The sequence below is a fragment of the Pseudomonas sp. RIT288 genome (assembly GCF_000631985.1).
Taxonomy (GTDB): domain Bacteria; phylum Pseudomonadota; class Gammaproteobacteria; order Pseudomonadales; family Pseudomonadaceae; genus Aquipseudomonas.
Map to the genome: position 1 here is coordinate 1 of NZ_JFYN01000018.1, position 14,637 is coordinate 14,637.

13 protein-coding genes are annotated in these 14,637 nt (G+C 59.6%); 2 read left to right on the forward strand and 11 right to left on the reverse strand.

The features are described from left to right. Positions 1–837: 837 nt before the first annotated feature. The 6 genes from BW33_RS16740 to galE form a co-directional block, all read right to left on the reverse strand. Positions 838–2,916, reverse strand: a complete 2,079-nt coding sequence (locus tag BW33_RS16740; protein ID WP_047600096.1) for a YjbH domain-containing protein — start codon at positions 2,914–2,916, stop codon at positions 838–840. Beyond that, positions 2,913–3,674: a capsule biosynthesis GfcC family protein gene (locus BW33_RS16745; RefSeq protein ID WP_330217175.1), complete on the reverse strand. Its 762-nt coding sequence runs from the start codon at positions 3,672–3,674 to the stop codon at positions 2,913–2,915. Before BW33_RS16745 ends, BW33_RS16740 begins: the two co-directional genes overlap by 4 nt. Beyond that, positions 3,671–4,336, reverse strand: coding sequence for a YjbF family lipoprotein (locus tag BW33_RS16750; RefSeq protein WP_047600097.1), 666 nt, complete (start codon positions 4,334–4,336; stop codon positions 3,671–3,673). The genes BW33_RS16745 and BW33_RS16750 overlap by 4 nt, the downstream gene beginning before the upstream one ends. Before the next feature lie 8 nt (positions 4,337–4,344). After that, positions 4,345–5,406: a polysaccharide biosynthesis/export family protein gene (locus BW33_RS16755; RefSeq protein WP_047600098.1), complete on the reverse strand. Its 1,062-nt coding sequence runs from the start codon at positions 5,404–5,406 to the stop codon at positions 4,345–4,347. A gap of 144 nt (positions 5,407–5,550) precedes the next feature. After that, the gene (locus BW33_RS16760) at positions 5,551–5,787 is read right to left on the reverse strand and encodes a hypothetical protein (RefSeq protein WP_003226528.1); all 237 of its coding nucleotides are present in this window, start codon (positions 5,785–5,787) and stop codon (positions 5,551–5,553) included. A 231-nt stretch (positions 5,788–6,018) separates the two neighbouring features. After that, a complete protein-coding gene (gene galE, locus BW33_RS16765) occupies positions 6,019–7,035 on the reverse strand; it encodes a UDP-glucose 4-epimerase GalE (protein WP_047600099.1) in 1,017 nt (338 codons plus the stop codon). A gap of 389 nt (positions 7,036–7,424) precedes the next feature. Between galE and galU the strand changes: the two genes are divergently transcribed. Continuing rightward, positions 7,425–8,258: a UTP--glucose-1-phosphate uridylyltransferase GalU gene (gene galU / locus BW33_RS16770; protein WP_047600100.1), complete on the forward strand. Its 834-nt coding sequence runs from the start codon at positions 7,425–7,427 to the stop codon at positions 8,256–8,258. A 38-nt stretch (positions 8,259–8,296) separates the two neighbouring features. Further along, positions 8,297–8,701 (forward strand): mannose-1-phosphate guanylyltransferase, encoded by a 405-nt coding sequence (locus BW33_RS16775; RefSeq protein ID WP_047600101.1) that lies wholly within the window; start codon positions 8,297–8,299, stop codon positions 8,699–8,701. 87 nt (positions 8,702–8,788) lie between these two features. Here the strand turns inward: BW33_RS16775 and BW33_RS16780 are convergent, their stop codons facing one another. From BW33_RS16780 to BW33_RS16800, 5 genes are all read right to left on the reverse strand, one after another. Further along, positions 8,789–9,916: an SGNH/GDSL hydrolase family protein gene (locus tag BW33_RS16780; protein WP_047600102.1), complete on the reverse strand. Its 1,128-nt coding sequence runs from the start codon at positions 9,914–9,916 to the stop codon at positions 8,789–8,791. A gap of 222 nt (positions 9,917–10,138) precedes the next feature. After that, positions 10,139–11,182 (reverse strand): acyltransferase family protein, encoded by a 1,044-nt coding sequence (locus tag BW33_RS16785; protein ID WP_047600103.1) that lies wholly within the window; start codon positions 11,180–11,182, stop codon positions 10,139–10,141. A gap of 12 nt (positions 11,183–11,194) precedes the next feature. Then, entirely contained in the window at positions 11,195–12,298 is a 1,104-nt protein-coding gene (locus BW33_RS16790; RefSeq protein ID WP_047600104.1) for a hypothetical protein, read from the reverse strand. Then, positions 12,289–13,518, reverse strand: a complete 1,230-nt coding sequence (locus tag BW33_RS16795) for a polysaccharide biosynthesis C-terminal domain-containing protein (RefSeq protein WP_047600105.1) — start codon at positions 13,516–13,518, stop codon at positions 12,289–12,291. Before BW33_RS16795 ends, BW33_RS16790 begins: the two co-directional genes overlap by 10 nt. After that, entirely contained in the window at positions 13,515–14,627 is a 1,113-nt protein-coding gene (locus tag BW33_RS16800) for a polysaccharide pyruvyl transferase family protein (RefSeq protein WP_047600106.1), read from the reverse strand. Before BW33_RS16800 ends, BW33_RS16795 begins: the two co-directional genes overlap by 4 nt. Positions 14,628–14,637 lie beyond the last annotated feature (10 nt).

Sequence of the window (14,637 nt, forward strand, 5' to 3'; positions counted from 1 at the left end):
GATGCGTGCCTTCGCCGCAGCCCATTGTAGGAGTGAGCCTGCTCGCGATAGCGGTGTGTCAGGCGACATGGATGTTGTCTGGGCTGACGCCTTCGCGAGCAGGCTCACTCCTACAGGGATTGGGGGTGTGGATCGGGTATTTGGTTCATCCCACAGGGATCGGGGATCGGGTCGGGATGTGTGCCTTCGCCGCAGCCCATTGTAGGAGTGAGCCTGCTCGCGATAGCGGTGTGTCAGGCGACATGGATGTTGTCTGGGCTGACGCCTTCGCGAGCAGGCTCACTCCTACAGGGATTGGGGGTGTGGATCGGGTATTTGGTTCATCCCACAGGGATCGGGGATCGGGTCGGGATGTGTGCCTTCGCCGCAGCCCATTGTAGGAGTGAGCCTGCTCGCGATAGCGGTGTGTCAGGCGACATGGATGTTGTCTGGGCTGACGCCTTCGCGAGCAGGCTCACTCCTACAGGAATTGTGGGTGTGGATCGGGTATTTGGTTCATCCCACTGGGATCGGGGATCGGGTCGGGATGCGTGCCTTCGCCGCAGCCCATTGTAGGAGTGAGCCTGCTCGCGATAGCGGTGTGTCAGGCGACATGGATGTTGAATGTGCCGCCGCCTTCGCGAGCAGGCTCACTCCTACAGGGATTGGGGTATGGATCGGGTATTTGGTTCATCCCACAGGGATCGGGGATCGGATCGGGATGTGTGCCTTCGCCGCAGCCCCATTGTAGGAGTGAGCCTGCTCGCGATAGCGGTGTGTCAGGCGACAGGGATGTTGTCTGGGCTGACGCCTTCGCGAGCAGGCTCACTCCTGCAGGGGTGTGGGGTGGCCCGGGGGTTACTCGGTAATCTTCGAGAAGTTGCGGTAGAACATGTCGCCCTCGCGGCTATCGGTCATCGAGTGCAGCTGGAAGCTGCGATTGAGCCTGGCGCCGCCGTCACGGGTCAGGGGGGCCCAGACCAGGTTGGCGCGGCGCATCGTCGACATGCTCATCATTTCGTCGAACGGGATCGACAGGTAGATGCCCTTGTCGAAACTACCCTCCCCGTACTCGGCGCTGCCGGCGGTAGTGATCGTCGCCCAGGCGCCAAAGCGCACGCCGTTGAAAAACTCGCGAGAGATGTCCAGCGTGCCACCCCAGTCGCCAGCCAGATAACGACCGACGCTGACCGCGGCCAGCGTGTCATACGGCAAGTCGGTGTAGCCAGTGATGTGCCCGGTCCAGACCGAGTAGTCGCGCAGGCCGAAACCCTGGTCGAACTCGCGCTGGCGCACGTAGTTCAGATCCGCCCCCACCGACCAGCGCTCACCGGTCGGCCGGAACAGCACCTCACCGCCGACGCCGGCAAACATCGACTCCAGATAGCCGCCGTAGACCATGCCATACAAGTCCTTGTCCAACTGCTCGGCATGACTGACCTGGAACAACGGCATGGTCACTTCCGAGGTGGTCAGGTACTGACGCAAATCGGTGCGCACCCGCGGCAGGCCGCTCGGCGCATCGTAGGTGAACTTGTCGAAGTTGTTCACCAGGTTGGCACTGAGCAGGCCGTTCCACCAGGTGTTGCGGTTGAAGCGGTACTCGGCGTCCGCATCGGCACTGAACTGATAGAGCAAACCATCCGGGCCGCCAACGTTCTGCTTGAAGCCCAGTCCGACGCCATAATTGAAGTGCTGCGGCGCTTCGCTGTAGAGGGTTTTCTCGTTGTGCGGCATCGCCGGGTTGATCTCGGTGGTGCGGTGCAACGACTCCAGCGGCTCCTCGTTGTTGATCACTTCGCGGAAGGTCTGACGCGGCACACTGGTCTCTTCCAGCGGTAGGTCGTAACGCTTGTTAACCACGGTGAACCAGTTGATGTCGTCGTTCACACTGTTGTCGAGAATCCGGCTCGCGCGGCCGACAGCCTTCGACGAATGGAAGTAGCGCTGCTGCTCGCCGTAGACGATCAGCTCGGAATCCCGCTGGCTGATGCGCTCGACCTTGTACCCGGCATTTTGCTGCAGGCGTTGCGATACGTCGGCCCAGTTGACCTGCTCCATCGGTGTGGTCGGCATCTTCGCCGGCAGCGGTTCGGGCGTCGGATCGTAGGTCTTGGCCGGCGCCTTGCGGCTGACGAAGTTGGTGTGGAAGGTGATGCCGAACATCGCCGTGTTGCCACGCTCCCACGCCGCGCTGACGTCTACCGAATCAGCCACCTTGAACACCGCGCCGAAGTTGATCGGCGAGTCCTGCTTGATCACGTTGTCCTTCGGCTCGTGCTTGTAATCGTTGCCTTCGTATTCGAGCTTCAGACTGAGTCGATCCCACGGCGTCTGATAGCTCACGCCACCGAAAAACGACGGCCGACCGCGAAAGTACGAGCCCGAGTTGACGTCACCGGTACCCTCAAGGGCCGGTCGAGTATCGAAGCGATCGCTGACGTAACCCAGCGGGTTGTCGAGATCACCGCGATTACCGAGATAACCCCAGGCAATGCCGGCGCTGAAATCGAAATTGTCGAAGCGTTTGTTAGCGACGAAAAACTCACTGGAGAACAAGCCCGTACCACCGATGTCTCGGAAGCCCAGCGCGACTTCCGGCGCCCAGTGGCTTTCCTGCCACAACCGGACTTTGGCGTCGACCGCCTTGTCCTTGTAGCTCTGGCTGCCGCTCAGCGCCTCGGAGCCGTACGGCCGGTTGGTGATGGCGGTGTAGCGGAACGAGCCTTCGAGCCAGTCCAGCGGCTGCAACGACACGCTGTAGCGGCTGTAAGGCTCGGTGCGGTTGGCGTTGACGCTCAGTTCGCCGGCCGGGACCATGCGCGCGGTCGGCGTCTGCAACAGACCGGTGCCACCGAAATCATTTTGGGTAATACGCGGCTCGGCATGCACCAGACCGCACGGCAATAACAACACAGCTGCAAAACGTAACTTCAACGAACCACCTCAGCCAGCTGCGTGGCAATCAATTCGGCCAACTGCTGATTCAGTTCAGGAACAGGCGGATCCAGATCATCATTTTTCACCGGCACCAGAATCTTGCTGCCGGCCACAGGGAACTGCCCGCTCTCGCGATTCCAGTGCGCAATGCCCACACGTCGCACCGCCCCATTGGGCTGGATCAGCCACAGGTAATCGGCCTCGGCATCGTCCAGCGGCGTGCAGCTTTCCAGGTACTCACGCGCCTCCAGCAGGGGCTGATAAGGCAGGTGGCAGGTCTCGGCGACGGCGCCCAACACTTGCACCTCGTCGACCCGTTTCGGGTAGATCAGGCGATCGCCATCGTCGAGACGAATGTTGCGCGCGAAACCGACTTCCACCGCGACCGGATCGAGGTCCGCGACCTGACGCCCGGTGACCGGCATCTGCCGCACCTGCTCGGCCAGGCGCAGCGCCAGCGCCGCGCGACTCGGGCGATCAAACAACGAGGCCATGCGCTGCAACACATCCAGATCAAACAACACCCCGGCCTTGAGCCGGGCCTGCTGTTCCAGCAACGACTGGCGCAGCAACACGCCGGCCAGCCAGTAACCTTCGGCATTCGGCACCGCCACGCTGATCACGTCGAGCAAGCGCCCGCCCGGCGGCAATTCCACCGGCCCCGGGTTGGCCACATCGCCACTGACCGTGACCGCTGCCTGACTGATGCCGCTGAGCAACAGCAAGCCCGCCGATAACATCCGCCAGCGCTTCACGGCAGATGCCTGCGATCAGGGGTCAGTTGCACGATGCGCACGCGCATTTGCGTGGTCAGTTGCTGCTCGCTCTGCAGGATGAAACCGTCCAGCGGATCGACCCAGTAATGGTTGGTCGCGCGCAGGCCGATGGCCGGGACGTCGATGCGCTCGTCGACACGCAGCACGGTGTATTCCTTGTCGAGAATTTGCAGGGTTTGCGTGGATCGGCGGGAGAACCGGCTGTTGACGATCAAGCCAACCTCCTGGCCCTTGTACAGGTCGATCCAACGCTGACTGGTGAAGCCATCGGCGACTTGATGCAGGCCGCGTTTGAACGGCGCGTTGTCGGCCAGCCGCGTGCCGTCCAGATCGCCCTCCACGCCAAGGCCGATAGTGCGCACGGCGAGGCCGTCACGCAGCAGCAACACCTGTTTGCCGGAAGCGACCCAGAACTGCAGATCTTCACGCTCGCGCACCAGCGCCAGCACCCCGGAGCCGGACGGCGTGGTCAGTTTGACTTGCGGGTACTTGACCTCGGCCACCTGCGCCGCGCTCACGTCCAGCTCGTCCGGGCCGAGCACCGCCGACTTGAGGTTGCGCACCGAGGCGGTCATCAGCGGGTTACAGCCACACAACATCAAGGCCGCCATCAGGCAGACGCCAACTTTCAAGGTTTTCACGGTCGGCCTTATTTGCTGTTGTTACTGAATTCGCTCCAGTTCTTCGCAGCGGAAGCCCCGGTCCCGACAATCGATGCCGACGGCACCAGTTGGCTGATGAAGCGGTTCCAGCGCGTGACGTTGGCCGGGCCGACGTACACCACATCCTGCGGACGCACTTCAAAGTGCGAAGCGAGTGCCATGGCGGTCGGCGACTGGGCTTCCAGTTGATAGATTTTCGCCGGCTCGACATCGAGGTTTTCCACCCCGCGAATCACGTACACCGCGTTGCCGTTGGAAGTGGTCTGACTCAAGCCGCCGACCGAACCGAGCACGTCGGAGAGGTTCATCGTCGCGGTTTTGAAGCTCAGCGCACGGGGCTGATTGACTTCACCCATGACGTAGATGCGCTTGTTGTCGTTGTACGGCAGATACAGCTGATCGCCGCCCTTGAGGAAGACGTGCTGCAACTCGGAATCCTGCTGGTTGAGCGAGTCGAGGTTGAGCGGATACACCCGGCCATTGCGGGTCAGCAGCAGGCCCGACAGGTCGGCGTTATTGGTGTCGATGCCGGCAGTACCGAGGGCCTCGACCACGCTCAGCGGGTTGGTGGAAATCGGCTGCGGACCGGCCTTGGCCACGGCGCCCGAAACCACCACTTTCTGACTGGCGAAACGCAGCACCGCGACATCCACTTGCGGCTCGGCGATGAACGCCGACAGGCGGGATTCGATGTCCGAGCGCAGCTGTTGAATAGTCTTGCCGGCCGCCTGCACTTCCTTGATGAACGGGTAGTACAGCGTGCCATCGGAGCGCACCAGTCGACCGTTGGCGTCGATCTGCTGTTGTGCCCCCGATGGCGCGGTCAGCTCCGGGTGATCCCAGACCGTGATGTACAGAACATCGTTGCTGCCGATGCGGTATTCCGCCGGCGTAGATAACAACTCCGCCGGTACCGTCTCACGCTTCTGCGTGGCGCGGGTCATCGAGATCAGCTTGGGCGTGATCGGGATCAGCTCGACCCGACTGCTTTCGCTGGCGCCCTGGCGCGTGATGTCGCCAGTGCTCAGGTATTGGCCGGGGGAAAACATGCAACCTTGCAAAGCGATACTTGCCAACAGCAAAAGAGAAAAACTACGAGTCATAATGGCACTACGCTATTCAAGGGCGAATCTAAAAATAAAGTCACCCGACTTGCGCCGGGCGACCCTGTACTGCACTAACAAATGTTCCTGTTAGTTGTGCGTGCCGGTGGTGCCGGTAGTACCGGTGGTGCCAGTGGTACCGCCGTTGGCACTTCCGCCGCTGTTGGACGCCGCGACTGCACTGGCAACCATTGCAGTACTGGCAGCAGGCGCTGTAGAAGCCGCAACACTGCCAGATACATTGGTCACCGCAGTAAGCGGCGCTTCAGCAGCGGACGCCCAGTTGCTCAACATCGTCAACAGGGCAATCGCCATCACTTTTTTCATATCAACTCCTTTCTAACATTCGACCTGTTAAAAACCGGCCTGAGTTAGAGGTGGTAGCGTTCAAGTCCGCGAAAAGCGCGAACAAGATCCGTCGTTCTTTCACAGTCTTACCCAACTGATAAAAGTCGAACGGCAGGTTTATATCTACGGACTTGCAAAAGGCATTTCCAGCGTATTTTCCCGACGATATCTAACAGCTGACCGAAACTAACATTCAGTATTAGAACGACATCATTCGAGATAACCGCGCGGATGATTCGATTGCCAGCGCCAGGTGTCGGTGACCATGTCCTGCAAACTGCGCGTGGCTTTCCAGCCGAGTTCTTTTTGCGCTTTCGAGGCGTCGGCCCAACTCTCGGCGATGTCCCCGCTGCGCCGCGGCATCACCCGGTACGGCACCGGACGTCCGCTGGCCTGTTCGAAGGCATGCAGCACTTGCATCACGCTGTAGCCGTCGCCGGTGCCGAGGTTCCAGGTATGAATGCCCGGGCGGTCGGCAATCGATTGCAAGGCTTTGAGATGGCCATCGGCGAGGTCGACGACATGGATGTAATCGCGCACCCCGGTGCCGTCGATCGTCGGGTAATCGTCGCCGAAAATCGATAACTCCTGCAGGCTGCCGACCGCGACCTGGCTGATGTAAGGCAGCAGGTTGTTGGGGATGCCGCTGGGGTCTTCGCCCATATGTCCGCTGTGATGTGCGCCGATCGGGTTGAAGTAACGCAGCAAGGCGATGCTCCAGCGCGGCTCGGCCTGGCTCAGGTCACGCAGCACGTTTTCGACGATCAGCTTGGACTGACCGTAAGGATTGGTCGGAATACCGGTGGGGAAATCCTCGCGGATCGGCATCTGCTCAGGCTCGCCGTACACCGTGGCCGACGAACTGAACACCAGCCGGAACACCCCGGCCGCGGCCATCGCCTGACACAGCGTGATACTGCCGCCGACGTTGTTCTCATAGTAATCCAGCGGCTTGCGCACGCTCTCGCCGACGGCCTTGAGCCCGGCAAAATGCAGCACCGCGTCGATTTGATGCTCGCGGAAAATCCGGTCGAGCAACGCCCGGTCGCAGACATCGCCGCGAATCATCAGCGCACTTTTGCCGCAGATACCTTCTATCGCGTGCAGTGCCGCATCGCTGCTGTTGCAAAGATTATCCAGTACAACAACTTCATAACCTGCTTCAAGCAGCGCAAGTGTGGTGTGCGAGCCGATATAGCCGGCGCCACCCGTTACCAGAATCTTCATAGCGCGGTCCGTCATTGGATAAGTGACAAGTAGCCTGTCAAGTCCCTTTCATTGAATCTGTGGCGCACCACACAAATAAGGACGACAACAGCCTCAAACTAAATTAGTTCAACCACTGGCAATAAATATTTTTGCAGGTCAAACTGTATTGCCCGGTACTTATTAGCACCCCAAGTCCACTCGTCACTATCAACAGATACCGACTAAAAATAACTAACAACGTTATTACCGACATCTCATAACATTGTCATGTTTTACCCCCTGCGCCAATTGCCATTAACAACCGGACTCAGGTATTAAAGTACTCGTTCAATAACCATTGAAACTTGTGCGTCTTGATAAGTGCGCGCCTCCGTTGCCTGTGTTCCATGACTGTCCAGGATATTTTTATGATTCGTAAATGTTTGTTCCCCGCTGCCGGTTACGGCACGCGTTTCTTGCCGGCGACCAAAGCCATGCCGAAAGAAATGCTGCCGATCGTCAACAAGCCGTTGATCGAATACGCCGTTGAAGAAGCACGGGACGCCGGCCTGCAACACATGGCCATCGTCACCGGTCGGGGCAAACGTGCGCTGGAAGACCATTTCGATATCAGCTACGAACTCGAACACCAGATCCGCGGCACCGAGAAAGAAAAATTCCTCGCCGGCACCCGCGAACTGATCGACACCTGCACCTTCTCCTACACCCGTCAGGTGGAAATGAAGGGCCTCGGTCACGCGATTCTCAGCGGCCGCCCGTTGATCGGCGATGAACCCTTCGCCGTGGTGCTGGCCGATGACCTGTGCCTGAACCTGGAAGGTGACGGCGTGCTGTCGCAGATGATCCAGCTGTACAAGAAATTCCGCTGCTCGATCGTCGCCATCCAGGAAGTCCCGGCCGACCAGACCCACAAGTACGGGGTGATCGCCGGCGAGCTGATCTCCGACGGCATCTACCGGGTCAATAACATGGTGGAAAAGCCAGCGCCGCAGGACGCGCCGTCGAACCTGGCGATCATCGGCCGCTATATCCTCACCCCGGACATCTTCGACCTGATCGCCGACACCCAACCGGGCAAGGGCGGCGAGATCCAGATCACTGACGCGCTGATGAAACAGGCGCAGAACGGTTGCGTGCTGGCCTACAAGTTCAAGGGTCTGCGCTTTGACTGCGGCGACGCCGAGGGTTACCTGCAGGCGACCAACTTCTGCTACGACAACGTTTACCTCAAGGGCCGCTGAGACGGTCCCCGCCCACTTCTCTTTTCAGGAGGCAACCCATGAACATGGCACAGCATGCAGCAGAGATTGAACGAGAGGTGGGCAACCTCGGGGCGGTGAGTTGGCTGGCACGCCATCAGCCATTGCCCAGCGCCAACGAGTCGTGGCTGGGCAGCATTCTGCTGGTGGAGCGCATTGGCATGTTTCCGGCGTCCGGCGACATTCGCCGAGCGCTGGCGGATCCCTATCCCCTGCTCGCCCATCTGAAACAACTGTATGCCGAGCAGGCGCTGGAAATGGACGATCGTGATGGGCTGAAGGTGATCTTCAGCGACTGGCGCTTCCGCGTACGCCTGTGCTGCAACGAGCCGGCGATCATCATCAATGTCGAGACCCGTTGTGCCACGCAACTGATGCCGCAGAAGACTGCGGAGCTGTTGAGCCACATCGATCAATTCCAATAAAACACGCCCCTGTAGGAGCTGCGGCACGCTGCGATCTTTTGATCCTGATCTTGAACAAGATCAAAAGATCGCAGCGTGCCGCAGCTCCTACAAGTCGCAACTGTCTGGGTTGATGCCACTGACAATCCAGCGATAGAAGTAATCGGCAATCACCTTACCGCCCGTGGCCGGCTGCGGATGAATCTTGTCCGGGCCGATCATCGCCGCTGCATAGCGTTTGACGTCAGGGCCGAACGCGCATTGCAGATTGGCAAAACCCAACTGCTGCTCATGCACCCATGGCTGCAGCACCTGCGCATACGCCGACATCGGATAGGCGCTTGAGCGCGTGGTGTCCTGACGCATGATCAGGTTGATACTCGCCGCCGGTTGAATCTCGCGGATCATCGCCACCAGCCCTTGAACGTTGTGCAGGTACTGTTCGGGTTTGACCCCGAAACCCTGATCGTTGCCGCCGAGCATGATCAGGTAAACGTCGGCGGGGATCTTCGACACGACGGCCTTCCACTGCACCTGCCATTGCGGGTCCTGGTGATAAAAGTCAGCGGAGGCCGCGCCCGATGCCGCCAGTTTCGAGACCCGCACGCCGTTCTGTTCGTTGCTCAGCCACAGGCCGAACAAGGTCGGTGCGCCCTTCACCACTTCCAGTCTGAATGCCCAGTCTGCCGCTGAAGAGAGACCTGCAAGCGGTACTTCCTGAACGCCCGAACCCTTGAGCGTCAATGGCTGCCAGTCTTCCGAGGGTGTCCAGCGGTAGCGCAGCTCGCTCCGTTCGCCGTTGCCCAGGTAGAGCAATTTCGCCTGAGTGACTTGGGTGTCGATGGCCGGTGTCGGGCTAGCATCGATTTGCAGCCAGGCACCGGGCTTGCCGGTTACCGTGCGGCTGTCGGGGCTGGCCTGACCGAGACCGGACACTTGCCAGTCACCGCCGAAGTATTTTTCGCTGTTGCGGGTGTATTTGAAATGCGTGCCACCCAGCGCAGCGCCGTGGTTGAAACCGACGTAACCGGGACCGGCAAAACCGACTTCGCCGGCCACACGCTGCACCAGTTTGTTCAGGTAAAAATCCTGCCCGGCGCTGTAGCTGTCGCCGATCACCGAGACCGACAAAACCTTCCCGGCCTTGCCTTCGCGCCACTGCGCAAAGCGCTCGCGGGCATCACCCACTTCAACCACCGACGCCGCGACGGGCTGAGCGTCATTTACTGCCAACATGCATTATTTCCTTCAGTCTGGAATGGCCCCTTCGCGAGCAGGCTCGCTCCCACATTGGATCGGCGTCATACACAATCCCTTGCAGGAGCTGTCGAGTGAAACGAGGCTGCGATCTTTTGATCTTTGACATCAACATCAAAAGGTCGCAGCGTGCCGCAGCTCCTACAGGGGTCTTGTGTCCTCCGTTGAACCCTGTGGGAGTGAGCCTGCTCGCGAAGCTTTTCAGCTATTGGTCTGCACCACCGGAGTAACGCTCGCCAGCGGTTTTTTCTTTGCCGCACGCTCGCCCAAAAACAGCACCGAAGTGACATTGAAGCGACTGAAAATCATCGACAGCACCACCGGCCCCAACAGACCGAACAGCAGTCCGCTGAGCACCAGAATGCTTTCGTCTTTAACCCCCAGCCGTCCCATGACAAACCGCGAAGTCGCCGCGAACAGCACATGAAACAGGAAGATCGCGTAAGAGTAGCCGCCCAGCCAGGTCAGCCACTTCGAGCGCATGTCACTCGACAGCAAAGCAATGCAGGATACGCACCCCACGGTCAGACCGATCAGGCTGCGGCGGTCGACAATCAACTCGCGATCAATCGCCGCAACATACAGCAGCGTCAGCGAAATCAGCACAAACACCAGCGGCCCGATCACCTTGAACCGTTGCTTCAACGCCTCGACATTTTCCTGGCCGATCATCCCCGCCACAAAAAACGGCAGCAGGTAAATCGCACCATTGATGCCGAACGCATCGAACTTGAACGGCGGCAACAGAAACACCCCCGCAGCGAAGGCGAACAGCAGATACAAGCGCGTCATCGAGCGCAGCATCCCGCGCCATTCCAGGAGACCGACGAACATGAAAATGATGAACACCGCCTGCAGGAACCAGAAGTGGTTGACCGGCACCCAGAACGACAGCAACGCATCGATCACGCCGACGTCCTTGTTCACCCCCGGCCCCACCGCCTGCAACACCGAGAACGGCACACCGACGCAAAACAGCGGCACGATCAGCCGTCGCACCTTGCCACTGAAGAACGCCGAAAAGTCATTGCCACGGATTTTGTAGATCGAATAGATGTAGCCGGAAATGAAGGTGAACAGCGGCATGCGCACGTACACCATCGAGTCGGCAATCACTCGGAACGGAGAGCCGAGATCGATTTTCAACCCTCCGCCCAACGGGCCAATGACGTGATAGAGCACCAGCAGCAGGCACGCCAGACCACGCAGGGTTTCGATCTCCAGCGATTTTTTCTTGCTCGACATACAACACCTGCCTTAATTCAGAACTCTTGATTCAACCCGCACCGGTTTGTTGGCGCGCAACATCAGACCCAGGCCGACAAACAACACCGGCACCACCATGGAAAAGTGCCGGGCGAAGGAGCCGAAGTCCGGCTCGAACAAACCCTGCACCAGCAAAAACGCCAGCGGAATCGCGATCAGTTCCTTGGGTTTGGTTTCGATCGGCGCGCCTTTGTAATCGGTGGAGGTGATGACTTTGAACAGCAGCAGCGCGGTCATGATCATTAGCGCCACAAAAATCACCTGGCCCGGCCCGGACAACAGAATCAGCTCCACCGGGAACGACAGCCGGAAGAAAATGATCATCGAGTCCAGTGCCTGGGAGACGAAGTCACTGCCACTGAGCCACGAGACGATCAGCGATTTCGATCCCTCCTCCCCCGCCGTGCGCAACTCGTTGTTGCTGGCGCGAATCGATGACACCGGGAAGCCCAGCGCCAGTTGAATCGCCATGGCCACCGCCAGATAAAACAGGAACAGCATCAGGAAGAAAGTGAAGCGCGACACGTACTTTTTCATCACGCAGACGCCGACCCACGACAACGAAAACAGAATCCAGTAAGGCCGGATCAGAACGCCGTAGATCACCGCCGAAAGAAAAAATCCGCCGCGGTATTTACGCGTCAATGCGCTGAACAGAATGCTCAGCACCGCCACCGAAACGATGATTTCCTTGGTCAGGTTTTCCAGGAAAAACGAGCGCACCACGCCCCACAGGCACAGGGTGCCGAAGATCGCCAGCGGCATGCGCCGGAACACCACCACCGGGATCGCCGTGAGGAAGAAGTTGCAGAACATCCCGTAGGCCCAGGCGTTGGTCAGGTTGATCCCGGTGGGCCGCAGCAGGAAGGCCGAACACTCGTAGGAGGAGCGATCCGGTGAGAACGGGTTCCAGAAATTGCAGTTGTCGGCGCGGGCGTAGGACGACCACAACGTCATCGCATCCGGCCCCGGATCGCGCGGGATCAGCAGCGGCATCGCCACCGACAGAAACAACCCGGTGAACAGGATCAGGAACGACAGCGAGGAATCGAGTTTGCGCCCGCGAAACTCGATGCACGGCAACTTCAACCCCATGCCAGCGCCCCTTTGGCGCGGGTCGCCCGAGTCAACACGGCGATCACCCCGAGCTGCACGATGATCGCGAAGACATTGCCCCACGCCGCGCCATAAATCGAGTAGTGCTTGATCAGCAGATAGCTGACCGGCACCGACACCAGCAAACAAATCGCTGCGCTGGCGAATGACACCCGACTGTTTTTCGAGGCGATCAGACCGCCCCAGACAATATCGCCGATGGCTCGCAGAGCAAAGGAAAAGATCAGCACGCCAAGGATCGCGTTATCCGGACGCGGCACGCTGGTGGCGATGTAATCGAGCACCACGTTGAAGAACAGATAGATCAGCACCGCCACCGCCGCCGACACCACCAACGAGCGCATCACCCACTTGTTGATGAACAAGTGCCTGACCGTGAACGCCTGTTGATCAGCCTGGAAACGCTTGGCCAGCACCGGAATGCCGATCACCGCCACCACTGCGTAAGACAGCGCCTGCAAGGTATTCGCCGCAGACCACGCGTACACATATTTACCCAAGCTGGCGTAGGGTTCGAGATCGGCAATCAGGAAGCGCTCGACGGACTGACTCAAGGCGATCAACCCCGTGCCGAAATAGAACGGCAACCCGGCTTTCCACACGGTTGCGGTTGTCAGTGTTTCGCTGACCCGCCCCTTGTGCGCGTTTACCACGATCAGGTAACCGGCGATGATCACCAGCACGTTGGCGGCCACCCACAGCCACAGCACACTGGCGATGCCGGACACCCAGTCGAGCATCATTCCGCCCACCGCCAGCAGTGCCCAGAGGCCGGTCTTGACGAAGAACAGCAGCGCGCCCGCGGTGGCTTTCTGGGCGGAAAACACGAACGAGTTGATTTCGAACGACAGGTGTTCGGTGAGCAGCACCAGCGTCACGCAAAGGATCAACGCGGTGCTCGCCTCGACCTGCTGAAACAGCGAGTAAATCCCCACCGTCAGCAGCGACAGCAGCAGCCCTACCGCCAGGTACAGCAGCAGGACTTTGTCGACCACTCGCCGCGAACTGCCGCCAACGCTGATCAACCGATTGATCTCGGAACTGAAACCGACGCTGTAGAACTTCGAGGCGATCAGCGACGCGGCGACCACCACCCCGTAAAACCCCAGCGCTTCGTAGCCCAGGTAATGGGTGATGGCCAACACCAGCAAGAACTTCGCGCCCAAGGCTCCGCCGCGAAGCAGTAACCGAAATATCATCGAACGACGCCTTTGATGATCTCGTCCATCATCACCGTCTTGGCTTCGATTTCACGGCAGGTATCGGTCAGGCGCTTGCCGAAGTTCGACAGGACATTCGGCGCGTACACGGTGTCGATGATGGTGTCGACATTAATGTCGCCGCCATTGATCACCCAGTCTTCCACGCCCATGTCCTGATAGGCGCCAAAGCCTTTGCGCTCATAGCTGATGTGGTACGCCGGGACACCGGACAGCAGCGATTCGATGGCGCCGTGCAGGCGCACCGAAATCACCAGGTCCGGCTGATATTTGGCAATCGTCGCCTTCAACGACAGCAGGTCTTCGGTGATGCCCAGTTCGCGATAGAACGCACCGTCGTCGTTGCCGCGAACGGCGCTCTGCACGGCGCAGACCACTTTGCTTTTGTTCTTCAGGCGCTGCAGCAGCAACTTCAGGTTGGCAACGTAGGCGACTTTCTTTTCCTTGCTCCACTCCGGCGGCTTGCGCAGCACCACGCACACGGTGGCCGGCGATACGGCGCAGCGGGTGAACTTCGGTTGCTGAAGGATCTTGCCGGCCAGTGACTGCACTGCCAGATCCGGCGCGCGGTAGACGTTTTCGCAGGCATCGAACATCGCCGAGGAACGGTTATCGCGCACGAACACCGCGTCAGCGCTGGCGTAGTGATCAACGATCTTGCGGCTCTCGCCATGGAACGGGCCGATGCTTTGCGGCAGGTACACCGACGGCACCTTGCTGAGGATCGCCGTTTCCAGTTGCTTGGCGTGGCCGAGTTTCAGCTTGATGTGCTCGAAGGCACTTTTCGAGCGCATGTAGCCGCCACCGACGCCGACGATCAGATCGGTCTTGCGCAACAGATCCGCCAGCCCGGCATACGACTGATTGAGAAACACCGCCTGCTTGACCCGCCCCAGGCCCTTGGCCGCCATCACCGGCGCGTCGAAACGCGGGTGCGGCAGGTAGGCGAAAGACTGCGGGTCGGATGCCACGACATTGATCGCGGTGTCTTCGCCAAAGTTGCGCTGCACCAGCGCGATGGCCAGATCGACGAGCAGGCCGTCACCGGAGTTGGAGGCACTGTAACCATGCAAAATCGTTACGTTCATAAGCTGAGTT